At 62.3% G+C, this 13,703-nt stretch carries 15 protein-coding genes and 1 tRNA gene; 3 read left to right on the top strand and 13 right to left on the bottom strand.

Translation table 11 applies throughout. From position 1 onward, the window contains the following. Window positions 1-3: 3 nt before the first annotated feature. The 8 genes from fabD to acpP are packed head-to-tail and all read right to left on the bottom strand — an operon-like array spanning window position 4 to window position 6,599. Window positions 4-930, bottom strand: coding sequence for an ACP S-malonyltransferase (gene fabD, locus WMO45_RS06995; protein ID WP_349139853.1), 927 nt, complete (start codon window positions 928-930; stop codon window positions 4-6). After that, complete coding sequence (locus WMO45_RS07000) at window positions 927-1,853, bottom strand: DUF561 domain-containing protein (RefSeq protein ID WP_349139855.1); 927 nt, start codon at window positions 1,851-1,853, stop codon at window positions 927-929. The genes fabD and WMO45_RS07000 overlap by 4 nt, the downstream gene beginning before the upstream one ends. A 21-nt stretch (window positions 1,854-1,874) precedes the next feature. Beyond that, window positions 1,875-2,825: a beta-ketoacyl-ACP synthase III gene (locus WMO45_RS07005; RefSeq protein WP_349139857.1), complete on the bottom strand. Its 951-nt coding sequence runs from the start codon at window positions 2,823-2,825 to the stop codon at window positions 1,875-1,877. Further along, window positions 2,822-3,664, bottom strand: coding sequence for an acetyl-CoA carboxylase carboxyltransferase subunit alpha (locus WMO45_RS07010; RefSeq protein ID WP_349139859.1), 843 nt, complete (start codon window positions 3,662-3,664; stop codon window positions 2,822-2,824). Before WMO45_RS07010 ends, WMO45_RS07005 begins: the two co-directional genes overlap by 4 nt. Next, complete coding sequence (gene accD / locus WMO45_RS07015) at window positions 3,633-4,499, bottom strand: acetyl-CoA carboxylase, carboxyltransferase subunit beta (RefSeq protein WP_349139861.1); 867 nt, start codon at window positions 4,497-4,499, stop codon at window positions 3,633-3,635. The genes WMO45_RS07010 and accD overlap by 32 nt, the downstream gene beginning before the upstream one ends. After that, complete coding sequence (gene accC / locus WMO45_RS07020; protein ID WP_349139862.1) at window positions 4,496-5,878, bottom strand: acetyl-CoA carboxylase biotin carboxylase subunit; 1,383 nt, start codon at window positions 5,876-5,878, stop codon at window positions 4,496-4,498. Before accC ends, accD begins: the two co-directional genes overlap by 4 nt. 4 nt (window positions 5,879-5,882) lie before the next feature. Beyond that, a complete protein-coding gene (gene accB / locus WMO45_RS07025; protein ID WP_349139863.1) occupies window positions 5,883-6,311 on the bottom strand; it encodes an acetyl-CoA carboxylase biotin carboxyl carrier protein in 429 nt (142 codons plus the stop codon). Window positions 6,312-6,368: 57 nt separating this feature from the next. Further along, on the bottom strand, window positions 6,369-6,599 hold the full coding sequence (gene acpP, locus WMO45_RS07030) for an acyl carrier protein (RefSeq protein WP_349139864.1): 231 nt from the start codon (window positions 6,597-6,599) through the stop codon (window positions 6,369-6,371). Window positions 6,600-6,835: 236 nt separating this feature from the next. On the opposite strand from acpP, the gene WMO45_RS07035 reads away from it, so the two are divergent. Beyond that, window positions 6,836-7,636 (top strand): M55 family metallopeptidase, encoded by an 801-nt coding sequence (locus WMO45_RS07035; protein WP_349139865.1) that lies wholly within the window; start codon window positions 6,836-6,838, stop codon window positions 7,634-7,636. A gap of 95 nt (window positions 7,637-7,731) precedes the next feature. Here WMO45_RS07035 and WMO45_RS07040 read toward each other — a convergent pair whose 3' ends face one another. The 4 genes from WMO45_RS07040 to glpK all read right to left on the bottom strand — a co-directional run bounded on the left by WMO45_RS07040 (window position 7,732) and on the right by glpK (window position 10,495). Next, entirely contained in the window at window positions 7,732-7,968 is a 237-nt protein-coding gene (locus WMO45_RS07040) for a hypothetical protein (RefSeq protein ID WP_349139866.1), read from the bottom strand. A gap of 133 nt (window positions 7,969-8,101) precedes the next feature. Then, on the bottom strand, window positions 8,102-8,314 hold the full coding sequence (locus WMO45_RS07045; RefSeq protein ID WP_009259878.1) for a cold-shock protein: 213 nt from the start codon (window positions 8,312-8,314) through the stop codon (window positions 8,102-8,104). 166 nt (window positions 8,315-8,480) lie between these two features. Further along, on the bottom strand, window positions 8,481-8,918 hold the full coding sequence (locus WMO45_RS07050; protein ID WP_349139867.1) for a hypothetical protein: 438 nt from the start codon (window positions 8,916-8,918) through the stop codon (window positions 8,481-8,483). Between the two features lie 89 nt (window positions 8,919-9,007). Beyond that, window positions 9,008-10,495, bottom strand: coding sequence for a glycerol kinase GlpK (gene glpK / locus WMO45_RS07055; RefSeq protein WP_349139868.1), 1,488 nt, complete (start codon window positions 10,493-10,495; stop codon window positions 9,008-9,010). A gap of 132 nt (window positions 10,496-10,627) precedes the next feature. Here glpK and WMO45_RS07060 point away from each other — a divergent pair, with 132 nt between their 5' ends. Together WMO45_RS07060 and WMO45_RS07065 are read left to right on the top strand one after the other, a co-directional pair. Next, a complete protein-coding gene (locus WMO45_RS07060) occupies window positions 10,628-10,807 on the top strand; it encodes a hypothetical protein (RefSeq protein ID WP_349139869.1) in 180 nt (59 codons plus the stop codon). A gap of 22 nt (window positions 10,808-10,829) precedes the next feature. Then, window positions 10,830-13,442, top strand: a complete 2,613-nt coding sequence (locus WMO45_RS07065) for an SIR2 family protein (RefSeq protein ID WP_349139870.1) — start codon at window positions 10,830-10,832, stop codon at window positions 13,440-13,442. Between the two features lie 88 nt (window positions 13,443-13,530). On the opposite strand, the gene WMO45_RS07070 is transcribed toward WMO45_RS07065, so the two are convergent. After that, window positions 13,531-13,618, bottom strand: a tRNA-Leu gene (locus WMO45_RS07070). Window positions 13,619-13,703: the final 85 nt, after the last annotated feature.

Here is a 13,703-nt window from a genome sequence, read left to right on the forward strand (position 1 = left end):
GCGTTATCCTTTCAGAGCGGCAGAGAGCGCGTCAATGTCGGCGCAGGTCTCCACGGCGTAGGTCTTGATGGAGGGCGCGGTCTTTTTCACAAAGCCACTGAGGGCCTTGCCCGGCCCGATCTCCACGATGGTGTCCACTCCCAGCGCCTCCAGACGGCGGATGGTGTCCTCCATGTAAACGGAGGACTGCACCTGCTTTTCCAGCAGGGCGGGGATGGTATCCTCCGGGCCCATCTCGTGGCCCAGACAGTTGAAGAGCACCGGGAACTTGGGGGTGCCGAAGGGGATCTCCTTGAACTTCTCCCGCAGGGCGTCCCCGGCGGGGCGCAGCAGGGAGGTATGGAAGGGACCGCTGACCTTCAGGGGCAGGCAGCGCTTGGCCCCCAGCTCCTTGGCCAGGGCGGAGGCCTTGTCCACGGCATCCTTCTGCCCGGCGATGACCAGCTGGCCGGGGCAGTTGTAGTTGGCAATCTCCACCACGCCCAGGTCGGAGGCCTGATCGCAGGCCTGCTGCAGTTTCTCCCGGTCCAGACCCAGCACGGCGGTCATGCCGCAGGCCATGCCGGCACAGGCGGAAGCCATGGCCTTGCCCCGGAAAGCGGCCAGAGAGATGGCCTGCTGGGGGGTAAATACCCCGGCGGCCTGGAGGGCGGAGTACTCGCCCAGGCTGAGGCCGGCGGCGTAGTCAGGGGTAATGCCCAGTCCGGCCAGGATGGCGGTCATGCCCGCGGCGAAGGCCACCATGCAGGGCTGGGTGTACTGGGTCTGATTCAGCACCCCGTCGGGGTCGGTAAAGGACACCGCTTTCAGATCAAAATCCACGTCGGCGCTGTCCAGGATCTCCTTGAATACCGGATAGGCCTCATAGAGGTCAGCACCCATGCCGGGGTGCTGGCTGCCCTGTCCGGCGTACAGAAACGCGAGGCTCATACGTTCAGTCCTTTCACCACGGCCTCACAGCCGCGCATCAGATCTTCAAAAATGGCGCGCAGGGGGCGGATCTCGTGGATCATGCCCGCCACCTGACCGGCCATAAAGCTGCCGGTGTCCACATCGCCGTCGAATACCGCCCGGCGCAGGGAGCCCAGGGTGAGCTTCTCCATCTCCTCCAGAGGCAGGTTCTGCTTCTCCATGCGCAGGTATTCCCGGGCCATCTTGTTCTTCAGCACCCGGACGGGAGCCCCGCCGGTACGGCCGGTGACGGTGGTGTCGTTGGCGCCGGCCTTGAGGACGGCCTGCTTGTAATTGGCATGGATGGGGCACTCCTCACTGGCCAGCAGGCAGGTGCCCACCTGGACGCCACAGGCGCCCAGGGCGAAGGCCGCGGCCATCTGCCGGCCGTCGGCAATGCCGCCGGCGGCGATGACGGGCACGCTCACCGCGTCCACCACCTGGGGCACCAGGGCCATGGTGGTCATCTCGCCCACGTGGCCGCCGCTCTCGGTGCCCTCGGCGATGACGCCGTCAATGCCATAGCGCTCCAGGCGCTTGGCCAGGATGGGGGCGGCCACCACGGGGAAAACCTTGATGCCCGCGTCCTTCCAGGCCGGGACGTACTTGCCCGGATTGCCCGCGCCGGTGGTGACCACCTGGACGCCCTCTTCCACCACAACCTTGGCCAGAGCCTCGATATGGGGGTTCATCAGCATCAGGTTGACGCCGAAGGGCTTGTCGGTGGCGGCCCGGGCGGCGCGAATCTCAGCGCGCAGGGCTTCGGCGTCCATGCCGCCGGAGCCGATGAGGCCCAGGGCGCCGGCGTTGGAGACGGCGGCGGCAAAAGCGCCGGTGGCCACGTTGGCCATGCCGCCCTGGATAATGGGGAATTCGGTCCCCAGCAATTCATTCAGTTTCATAGCAAACTCCTTGTTGGACGTTCATGCCAGTTCCAGCAGCGCGCCGGCCCAGGTGAGCCCGCCGCCGAAGCCCACGCACAGGGCCTTCTGGCCCGAGCGGAGCTGACCGGCGCATACCAGTTCATCCAGCAGAATGGGGACGCTGGCGGCGGAGGTGTTGCCGGTGCGGGCGATGTTGCCGGTGCATTTGGCCGGGTCCACACCCAGCTTCTTCACGGCAAAGTCGATGATGCGCTGATTGGCCTGGTGAAAGACAAAGCGGTCCACCTGGTCGGCGGTCAGGCCGGCCTGCTCCAGCACCTGGCGGGTGCAGCGGGGCAGGGCCTCCACGGCAAAGCGGAACACCGCCTGGCCGTCCATGTGGATAAAGGAAGGGGAGGCGGTATTTACCCCGGGGACGTAAAGGGCCTCCTGGTTGCCCCGGCAGCCCAGTACGGCGTGGAGTGAAGGGTAGTCCTCCCGCCACTCCACCACGGCCGCTCCCGCGCCGTCGCCGAAGAGCACGCAGGTGCTGCGGTCGGTGAAGTCGGTGATGCGGCTGAGTACCTCTGCGCCGAGGACCAGCCCCAGCTTCCGGGGGGCGGCGGCGAGCAGGCACTGGGCGGTGTGCAGGGCGTAGACAAAGCCGGAACAGGCGGCGTTCAGATCAAAACACACGGTGTCCTCCGGAAAGCCCAGCTCCCGCTGCAGCACGCAGGCAGTGGCGGGGGTGAGGCTGTCGGCGGAGAGGGTGGCCACAATGCACACGCCGATCTGCTCGGGGGAAATGCCGGAGCGCTCCAGCGCCTGCCGGGCGGCGGCCAGACACAGGCCGGTGTGGGTTTCCTCACCGGTGCAGTGGTGGCGGCTGCGGATCCCGGTGCGGGAGACGATCCACTCGTCGGAGGTGTCCACCCGGCGGGCCATATCCTCGTTGGTCAGGCACTGCCGGGGCAGGGCAGAGCCGGTGCTCAAAAGCTTGATCCCGTTCATGCGCGCTCCTTTCTCAGGGCCTTGGCGCCCATCAGACGGAATTTCTTATAGCGCCCCGCGGCCAGGGCGGAGGGGCTGAGTTTGCTCAGGGCGTTCAGTTCCCGGGCCAGAGCATAGTCCAGGGCCTGATAGAGAACGTGGGGATTGGTATGGGCCCCGCCGTCGGGCTCAGGAATGACGCCGTCGATGACGCCCAGTTCCAACAGGTCGGCGGCGGTGAGCTTCATCACGTCGCAGGCCTCGTCGCTGCGGGAGGCGTCCTTCCACAGAATGGCGGCAAAGCCCTCGGGAGAGAGGACGGAGTAGACCGCGTTCTCCAGCATGAGCACCTTATTGCCCACGCCAAGGGCCAGTGCTCCGCCGCTGCCGCCCTCGCCGGTGACCACGGCCACCACCGGTACGGTGAGACCGGACAGAAGAGCCAGGGTGCGGGCGATGGCCTCGCCCTGACCGTGGGCCTCGGCCTCCAGACCGGGATAGGCGCCGGGCGTGTCGATAAAGGTGATGATGGGCCGGCGGAACTTCTCCGCCTGGAGCATGAGCCGCTGGGCCTTGCGGTAGCCCTCAGGGGAGGGCATGCCGAAGTGATAGGCCATGTGCTCCTCCAGGGTGCGGCCCTTCCGGTGGCCGATGACCGTGACCGGTTTGCCGTGGAAGAGGGCCACGCCGCCCAGAATGCTGCCGTCGTCGGCGCACAGGCGGTCGCCCCGCTGCTCAAAGAATTCGGTGAAGAGGGCGGCGATGAAATCCGCCGTGCCCGGGCGCTCCGGATGGCGGGCCAGGGCCACCCGCTGGGCGGGTGTCAGCTTATTTGCCACGGGTGTCCTCCCCCTTTCCATGCAGTTTCAGCAGCTGGAGCAGGGTGGCGCGCAGTTCAGTCCGGGGGACGATGGCGTCCAGAAAACCGTGCTCCAGCAGGTATTCGGCGCTCTGGAAGCCCTCGGGGAGCTTCTCGCCGATGGTCTGTTCGATGACCCGGGGACCGGCAAAGCCGATGAGGGCCCCGGGTTCAGCCAGCATGACGTCGCCCAGGCTGGCAAAGCTGGCGGTGACGCCGCCGGTGGTGGGGTGGGTGAGCACCGAGATATACAGTCCGCCCTTCTGGGAGAACTTCTCCAGGGCGGCGGCGGTCTTGGCCATCTGCATCAGGGAGAGGATGCCCTCCTGCATCCGGGCCCCGCCGCTGGCCGAGAAGAGAATGAGGGGCAGCTTATACTTTGCGGCGAACTCCACCAGCCGGGTGACCTTTTCTCCCAGGGCGGCGCTCATGCTGCCCATGAAGAAGCGGCTGTCCAGCGCACCGACCGCCACCTTCTGGCCGCCGATGCGGCCGGTGGCGGTGACTACCGCCTCGTTCATACCGGTACGGCGGCGGGCGGTATCCAGCTTGGCGGCATAGCCGGGGAAGGACAGCGGGTCATTGGAGGACAGCGGGGCGTCCAGTTCCCGAAATGAGCCCTTATCCAGTACCAGGCTCAGCCGGTAATAGGCCCCGATGGGGTAGTGATGGCCGCACAGAGGGCAGACGTACCGCCCGGCCACCAGATCCCGGCGGCTGACCGTGCCGCCGCAGGAGGGGCAGGTCTCCTCCGTGTGGGCCGGAGCGGGGGAGGAGCCCCGCAGAGCCTTCAGAGAGAGCAGCTTCTGCCGCCGCTGGGCAAATACGTTGCTCATGCTTCACGCGCCTCCCCGCTGTTGCTCCAGGCCAGGAGGGTCTGCATATTGGCCTCCAGGAACCCGGTGTTGTAATTGCCCCGGACGAAGTCGGGGTGATGCAGGATCTGATGGAGCAGGTCGGCGTTGGTGGCCGGCCCCTCGATGATGAGCTCCTCCAGCGCCCGGCGCATCCGGCGGATGGCCTCCAGACGGGTGGGCGCGTGGACGATGACCTTGGCCATGAGGGAGTCGTAATAGGGGGGCAGCTCATAGCCGTTATACAGACAGGTGTCCACCCGCACTCCGCAGCCGCCGGGCAGGTGGACGAACTCCACCTTGCCGGGACAGGGCTGGAAGTTCCGGGCCGGGTCCTCGGCGTTGATGCGGCACTCGATGGCGTGGCCGTGGAGCTGTACCTCCTCCTGCGTGCGGGAGAGAGGGAGCCCGGCGGCCACCCGGATCTGCTCGCGCACCAGGTCCATGCCGGTGACCAGCTCGGTGACCGGGTGTTCCACCTGGATACGGGTATTCATCTCGATGAAATAGAAATGGCCCTCCGGGTCCAGCACGAACTCGATGGTGCCGGCGTTCTCATAGTGGGCGGCCTTGGCCGCGGCCACCGCCGCCGCCCCCATCTGCTCCCGCAGCTCAGGGGTGAGGGCTTTGGAGGGGGATTCCTCCAGCAGCTTCTGGTTGCGCCGCTGGATGGAGCAGTCCCGGTCGCCCAGCTGGATGACGTTGCCGTGGCGATCGGCCATGATCTGAAATTCGATGTGCCGGGGGTTGAGGATGAGCTTTTCCAGGTACATCTCCCCGCTGCCGAAGCAGGCCTCCGACTCGCTCCGGGCCTCCTCGAAGAGGGGGATGAGCTGCTCGGGGTCAAACACCCGGCGCATACCCCGGCCGCCGCCGCCGGCGGAGGCCTTGATGAGGACCGGGTAGCCGATGGAGTCGGCCAGGGCCTTGGCCTGCTCAGCGGTGTCCACCGCCCCGTCGGAGCCGGGGACCACCGGTACCCCGGCCTGCTGCATCAGCTTGCGAGCGGCGGCCTTGTTGCCCATGGCGCGGATCACGTCCCCGGAGGGACCGATGAAGGTGATCCCCTCCTGGGCACAGGCGTCGGCAAAGGTATCGTTCTCCGAGAGAAACCCGTAGCCGGGGTGGATGGCGTCACACCCGGTGGCCTTGGCCACGGTGAGGATGGCGTCCAGATTCAGATAGCTGTCCGCCGACCGGGCCGGGCCGATGCAGAAGGCCTGCTCAGCCAGCTGCACGTGAAGGGCCTCCCGGTCCGCCTCGGAATAGACCACCACGGGCTCGATGTCCAGCTCCCGGCAGGCGCGGAAGATGCGTACGGCGATCTCGCCGCGGTTGGCAATCAGAACACGCTTGAACATGGACTCACCCTTCCCGATAGCGGATGAGCGGCTCCCCGAAGGACACCAGCGCGCCGTCCTGGGGCAGCACCGCCTCAATGACGCAGTCGCAGGGGGCCTGGACCTCGTTCATCATCTTCATGGCCTCCATGAGGCACACGGTCTGGCCCTTCTTCACGTGGTCGCCCGGCTGGACAAAGGGGGCGGCGTCGGGAGAGGAGGCGGCATAGAAGGTGCCCACCAGCGGGGCGGTGATGTACAGACCCGCCGGCTCGGCACTGGCAGCGGGTGCGGCGGCAGCCGCAGGGGCGGCCGCCGTGGGAGCAGCCGCAGGGGCAGACGCGACGGCGCCCTTGCCCAGCTCCAGAGAGAAATCCTTGGTGGAGAGCTTGAAAGTGGTGGCGGCGCTGGCATCGAAGCGGGCCATCAGCTCAAAAATCTCTTGATTGGTCATAACGGCTCCTTTCGGAAAAATGGCACCGGTCAGCACCGGTGCCATTTGTCTGCTTGCTTACTCCGCGTGGTCTTCCAGATACTTGATCAGATCGCCCACCGTCTTCATGTTGGGCAGGTCCTCGTCGGCGATGGTCACGCCGAACTCCTCCTCCAGAGCCATGGACAGCTCCACGGCAGCCAGGGAATCGGCCTCCAGATCCTCAGCCAGGCGCGCCTCGGGGGTCACCTTGTCGGCGTCGCAGCTCAGGGTCTCCACAATGATCTCTTTAACCTTCTCAAAATCCATGACAGATTCTCCTTGTTCAAATAGTTCAACTATTTTACTTAAAAATTTTTAAATAAAATAATTTAAGCACATTTTATCAGCAGATGGTGATTTGTCAAGAATTTTTTTTGTAAAACCATGGGTTTGAATTTGGAAAACCATTGAGCCGCAAGGGGTTGAAGGCTGGAAAAAATTTGGCACTGCAGCTTGCCAATTCCGCTGCAGCGCGGTATCATAGCAGAAAAGGAGGGGCAGTTATGAAGGTATTTATCAGCGCAGATATTGAGGGGACCGCCATTACCATGGCACGGGAGGCCTGCCGTCCGGAAGGCTTTGACTATGAACGCAGCCGGAAGGAGATGACCCAGGAGGTGGTGGCCGCTGCGGAAGGGGCCCATGCCGCCGGTGCCGAGCTGGTCGTGGTAAAAGACGCACACGGGCCGGGCGTCAACCTCTACCCCGAGTGCATGCCCGAGTATGTCCGCCTCATCCGCGGCTGGAGCAACGAGCCCCGGCTGATGATCGAGGGATTGGACGAGAGCTTTGACGCGGCTATGTTTGTGGGCTACCACAGCGCTGCGGGGCAGGAGGGCAATGTCCTCAGCCACACCATCAATGGCCGAATGGTGCAGAAAATCACGGTCAATGGCCAGCCGGCTTCGGAATTTCTGATCTACAGTTGGCTGGCGGCCTATTATGGCGTGCCCAGTGTCCTGCTGGCGGGGGACGGCGCGCTGTGTGAGGCAAGCCGGCCGCTCCACCCGGGCCTGGTGACGGTGCCTGTCAAGTGGGATGTGGGCGGCCGTTCGGAGGGGCTCAGCCCGGTCTTGGCCCAGCGGCGCATCCGGGAGGGGGCTCAGCGGGCCCTGCAGCAGGATCTGGCGGCGGCCCGGATCGCGCTGCCGTCCCATTTCCGCCTGGAACTGACCTATAAGGATCACGCCGACGCCTACACGAAGGGATTCTATCCCGGGGCGGAGCGGGTGGATGCCACGACGTTGGCCTTCGAGTCGGAGGATTGGTATGAAGTAAACCGGTTCCTGCTCTTTGCCATCTAACCAAAAAACAGCGGGGCGCCCGGATTCCGGGCGCCCCGCTTGGTTTGGGGGTATTGTGTTTTTAAGTAGCCGCCCCGGCCGGGGCGGCATGGGACTCAGCCGCGGCAGCAGCCGCAGCCGGAAGTGTCGTCATCGGTATCGGTCTCCCACAAAAAGGCGGGGACAGAGACGTAAACGGGCCAGCGGGTATTGCTTACCGTACCATTGCCGGGATAGACCGGCAGATCCGGGAAGGAGGGGAGCGTCGTGATCCCGCTGTTACCGGAGCCGGACCCGTTCCCACACCCGCAGCAGCACTGGCAGCGGCAGGACTGACGATTGCAACAACACATTGAAGGATACCCCCATTCCAATTTGTGGCGGGCAGCTGCCCTCCACACCAACAGTATACGCCGGGAAGGGAGGAGCGTGCCGAACAAAAAAAGAGCCGGTCCATTTGGACCGGCTCTTTGGATATGTGGGAACTCAGGCAGCCACAACGTTGACCGCACGCAGCTTGTCGGCGTTCTTGGGATCGGGCTCCACATCATAGGTGACCTTCTGGCCCTCCTGAAGAGTCTTGAAGCCGTCGCACACGATGGCGGAGAAATGCACGAACACGTCGTCGCCGCCCTCGTCGTTGGAAATGAAGCCGAAGCCCTTGGTCTCGTTGAACCACTTCACAGTACCGTGATACATAATGGTACCTCCTGAAAAAGATTTGGAGCTAAATGCCTAAAAAAAACCCACACCTTTTCCTCACCGTCCGCAGAGCCGACGGTGACTACAAAGATGTGAGTTCAGGTCGTACATTTAGACTACCTAACTATTATAGCATGACAGAAAGAGTTCCGTCAAGAGAAAATCAAAAACGCTCCCGGTCGGTGTTGGCCTGGATCATACGGGAGATCACATCTTCCGGGTAGGAGAGCAGCTGGCCGTATTCCCAGGCCACCCGGCTGCGGTTGCCGCCGAAATAGGCGCCCTCGGTGACCAGCGCGGCCTTGCGGGCCTTCAGGCGGAGATACTGCTCCAGAATGTGGTCCGCCCGGTAGAATAAAATGTGGAATTTCCCCTGGTTCTGAGAAAGGGGGAACAGGTCGGTGATGAGCGGCGCATCTTCCAGATACAGCTTATTGCCGTAGCTTCGGCAAAGCTGCATGGCATAGGGGACCAGGGCGTCCCGTTCTACGGCGCTGTCCATGGGATGGCTCAGAGCCAGGGATTTTATCCCCACACGTACCATCTCGTTGAAGCAGTCCATCACACCGCACTGATAGGAATAAGAGTCGATCGTCTGCATGGTAAAGGGCCTCCAGTCTTATGCGGCATCCGCCCGGCAGATGCAACAGCCCTATTGTACTCGCATTGCCGCTCGAGTGCAAGGGGAAATTAGGGCTGCGCCCAGCCACGGCAGCGCGCCACCGCCCGGTGCCACTGCCCGAGCAGGTGCTCCCGCTGAGGGGCGGGCATGGCAGGGGTGAAGCAGGCGCTGCACTGCCACAGGCGGCGCAGTTCCTCCCGGTCGCTCCAAAAGCCGGTGGCCAGTCCCGCCAGGTAGGCCGCGCCCAGCGCCGTAGTCTCCCGAATGGCGGGGCGCAGGACCTGACGGTCCAGTACGTCCGCCTGAAACTGCATGAGAAAGCCGTCCCGGCTGGCTCCGCCGTCGGCCCGCAGCTGCCGCAGGGGCAGACCGGTGTCGGCTTCCATGGCATGGACCAGATCAGCGACCTGGTAAGCGATGGATTCCTGCGCGGCCCGGGTGATGTGCTCCCGCTTGGTGCCGCGGGTGAGGCCCACCAGAATGCCACGGGCATACATGTCCCAGTACGGAGCGCCCAAACCGGTGAAGGCGGGTACCAGATAGACCCCGCCGTTGTCACTGGCCTTGCGGGCAAAGTATTCTGCGTCCCGGCTCTCGGGGAAAAAGCGCAGCTCGTCCCGCAGCCACTGGATCACCGCCCCGCCCACAAAGACCGAGCCCTCCAGGGCGTATTCCACCCGGCCGTCCAACCCGATGGCGATGGTGGTCAGCAGGCCGTTGCGGCTTACACAAGGGGTATCACCGGTGTTCATCAGCAGGAAACAACCGGTACCGTAGGTGTTTTTGGCGTCTCCGGGGGTAAAGCAGGTCTGGCCGAACAGGGCCGCCTGCTGGTCGCCCGCAATGCCGGCGATGGGTACCCGGGCACCCTGAATGTCGGTATAGCCGTAGATCTCGCTGGAGGAGCGCACCTGAGGCAGCATGGCCCTGGGAATGTCCAGGGCCTGAAGCAGCGTGTCGTCCCAGTCCAGTTTGTGAATGTCATAGAGCATGGTGCGGGAGGCGTTGGTGGGGTCGGTGGCATGGACCGCTCCGCCGGTCAGCTTCCACAAAAGCCAGGTGTCCACGGTGCCGAAGAGTACCTCGCCCCGTCGGGCCTTTTCCCGGGCACCGTCCACATGGTCCAGGATCCAGCTGATCTTGGTGGCGGAAAAATAGGCGTCCGGGATGAGCCCGGTGGTTTGCCGGATATGGCCCTCCAGCCCATTGGCCCGCAGACGGTCCACCAGCTCGGCTGTGCGCCGGCACTGCCAGACCACGGCGTTGTAAATGGGCCGCCCGGTGGCCCGGTCCCAGAGAATGGTGGTCTCCCGCTGGTTGGTGATGCCGATGGCGGCGATATCCGCCGGACGTATGCCGGACTGAGCGATGACCTCCATCATAACGCCGTACTGGGAGGACCAGATCTCCATGGCGTCATGCTCCACCCAGCCCTCCTGGGGATAGTACTGGGTAAATTCCTTTTGGGCCACACCGATGATGTTTTGCGCCCGGTCGAACAGAATGGCCCTGGAACTGGTGGTCCCCTGGTCCAGGGAAAGGATGTAATCGCCCATAATACGCGCCTCCTCGACTCGTTTCTCCCATCATAGCAAAAACCGCAGGGAAACACAAGGCGGCGGGGTTGAAAGTAAGGGGAAAGCTTGGTAAAATGAAGCAACGAAACAAGAAAAACGGAGGGTAAAATTATGACAGCTGAACAATCCATCGGTGTGCTGTTTCTGGTATTGGGCGGTATTTTTCTGCTGGTCCCACTGCCCACGCTGCAAAAGGTCTTTCATCGGATGCGGTCCAAATGGGGCACCAAGATCGGAGGGGGGGTCCTGGCGGTGGCCGGCGTGGCCATGCTGCTGTGGGTGAGATTCTAAGGAGAAGGAGGCGAGCGGTGCTGTGATCCGAGAGGAGAGCGAGGAGAAAAAATTCCTTTATAACCGGATGTCCCTGCGCAGCCCGGTTCTGGTGCTGGGGGCGGGATTCTCCAGGGGAGTGGAAAACGGAGGCGGAAAAGAACTGCCGGATGGCACGCATCTGGCGAATGAGTTGTTTTCCGCCGTTTTGGAGTCCCACAAAAAGCAGATCGAGCCGGAGGATATGGAACTCTACCGGGAGGACCGGGACGACCTGAAAAAGACCTGTGATAACATCCGCCTGGAAAAACTGGTGAAGGAGCGGGACGACTATCTGACCAGCCGCATGAGCGGCTGTCACTGCCGGCCGGACGACTACCACATGTGGCTGCGGGAATACCCGTGGCGGCATATCTTTACCCTGAACATCGACGATCTGGTGGAGTTTATCTATGCCGACCTGCCCAAGAGCCGACAGCCCCACGTGCATATCCGCCAGTCGTCCACCCTGAACAGCGGGGCTGCCACGGAGCTGTACAAACTCCACGGTTCGGTGAAGCGGCCGGACCTGGAATACGTATTTGACTCCACAGAGTATCGCCGGTATGCCGCCACGCCCAGCTGGACCCTGGAGTCCTTTGGCACGCTCTTTCTGACCAATGACGTGGTGTTTCTGGGAACCGAGTTTCAGGAAGAGGATCTGCTCATCATGCTGGAGCGGCTGATGGATCTGGTAAAGATCGACTGCCCCTATCACTACTTTTTCCTGACGCCCAGGCTGAACAACCGGCAGCTGCGCAGGCGAATCCGGGATGAGAGCAATCTGCACCTGCTGGAATGGGACAGCCGGAAGTTCCTGCACTTTATCAATCAGAACTTCACGGTCATGCGGGATATCCGCAGAAAGATGCGGGACTATGGCATGGTGTTTTACGACGAGAAGCAGCAGGAGGCCCAAGCGGAAGGCGTACGGTACATGAGCGAGCTGTACCTGGGAGCGCCGCCGCGCCCCATCGATTTCTTTAAAAATCTGGATATCGTCCGGCCGGAGCTGAAGGAGCGGGCAGGCCAGCTGGCCCAGCGCGGCGGACGGCAGCTGGTGGTGCTGTACGGTCAGGCCTATGTGGGCAAGACCTGCGCGGCCATCCGGCTGGGGGTGGACCTGATGGGGAAGGGGTATGAGTTCTGCCGCTTTGACATGAGCTATTCCATGAATGCCAGCAATTATCAGGACCTGGTGCTGGAGTATCTGGCTGCCCTTCCGGAAGGGACCAAGGTGGCCATCATGGCAGAGAATATGTCCTATTATTACAGCCATATCAAGCAGATCCTGGAGCGGTGCCCGGAGAATGTGGAGAGCCTGATTGTCCTGTGTACCGCCAACCGCCAGGACCACGTTTCCAAGCGGTATCTGCTGGATCAGTATGAGACGCTGGAGGAGATCCCGATCTCGGAACATACCAGCGACAGCCGCTTTGCAAACGAGATCTATAACCAGCTGGAGCAGACCAATCACCTCAACAAGCTGCGCACTTACGGCGACAACCGCAGAGAACGGGTGGCCTATATCCGGCAGCTGAACGACCTCATCGATGTGCTCTATGTGTCCCAGGAGGGCCGCCGCTTTGTCCGTCATTACGCCGACTGGCTGGACGAAAAGCCGGATGACGTCAATCGCCGGGCCTTCCTGATGCTGTGCGGCTTTGCCGCGCTGGGCGTGTCTCACCTGTCCATGAAGCCGTTTTTGGATATGACCACCCAGTGCGGAATGTCGGTGGATATGCAGTCGTTCCTGAAGGCATATGGCGATGCAGTCCAGCTGCAGGACAACCGGCTGCAGCTGCGCTGCTCCAGACTGCTGTGGGCGGCCATCCAGAAGTGGCTGAATGCGGATGAGCTGCTGGAGTGGATTCGTGCCACAGTCTGCTTCCTGGCCCGCAATCTGCGGGAAAAGGAGGAAAATCAGCGCAATGAGATGTTCCAGAAACTGATCAAGGTCAACACCCTCCACAAACAGCTGGGCATCCCGCTGGACAAGATCCTGGATCAGCTGCTGCTGGGTCTGGAGCCGCTGTGCAAGCACCTGAGCTATTATTGGGTGCAGCGCGGCATCTGCCATCGGGATCTGACCCATTTTGAAGAGGCCAACAGCGCGTTCTCCGAGGCTTCCGAGATCCGAAACAATACGTCGTTCCACATCCGGCACGCACAGGCGAAAAATTATATGGAATGGGGCGTGTGGGCGCTGGAACACGAAGAAGGCCGGGCCTATTACTACTTTGACATCGGTCGGGAGCGGCTGGAAACGTTGATCGAAAAGGCACCCTATCGTTACTTTGCCTATTCCGTGCACACCTATGTGGATATGATGGTGCGGTATTATCGGAAAAGTGGAGAGCGGATGTCGGAGGAAAAGCTCCAGACACTGGCCCTTCTGCTCCAGCGGCTGCTGGAACAAAACGACCGTCTGGGCCCCGGAATCACAAAGACGTTTCTGGACTATTGCCACGAAAACGGCTGCAAAATAGCAGAGGCAGTTGCGGAACTGGGCGAAAAATACAGGGCGCGGTATCCCAACTATTCGTTTGACCATGCAGAGGTCGTGTTTGACAGCGACGACATAGATGGCGATGACGAGCTGGAAAATGCCGGGTAAAATAAAAACAGGGGGAGCGTCTCAACGAGACGCTCCCCCTGTTTTGCATGGCAAAGGAAAAAGGACACGCACAAAGCGTGTCCTTTTTTGGTGCGCGAGGCGGGACTTGAACCCGCACGTGCGTAATGCACACTAGAACCTGAATCTAGCGAGTCTGCCAATTCCACCACTCGCGCATTTCGTTTGTGCGCTTGATTCAGCGCGAGTGTTATATTACCACGTAAGTTCGCCATTGTCAATGCTTTTTTTCAAAAATATTTG

Origin of the sequence: Flavonifractor hominis (assembly GCF_040095835.1) — a bacterium.
In the GTDB taxonomy this organism is placed as follows: Bacteria; Bacillota; Clostridia; order Oscillospirales; family Oscillospiraceae; genus Flavonifractor; species Flavonifractor hominis.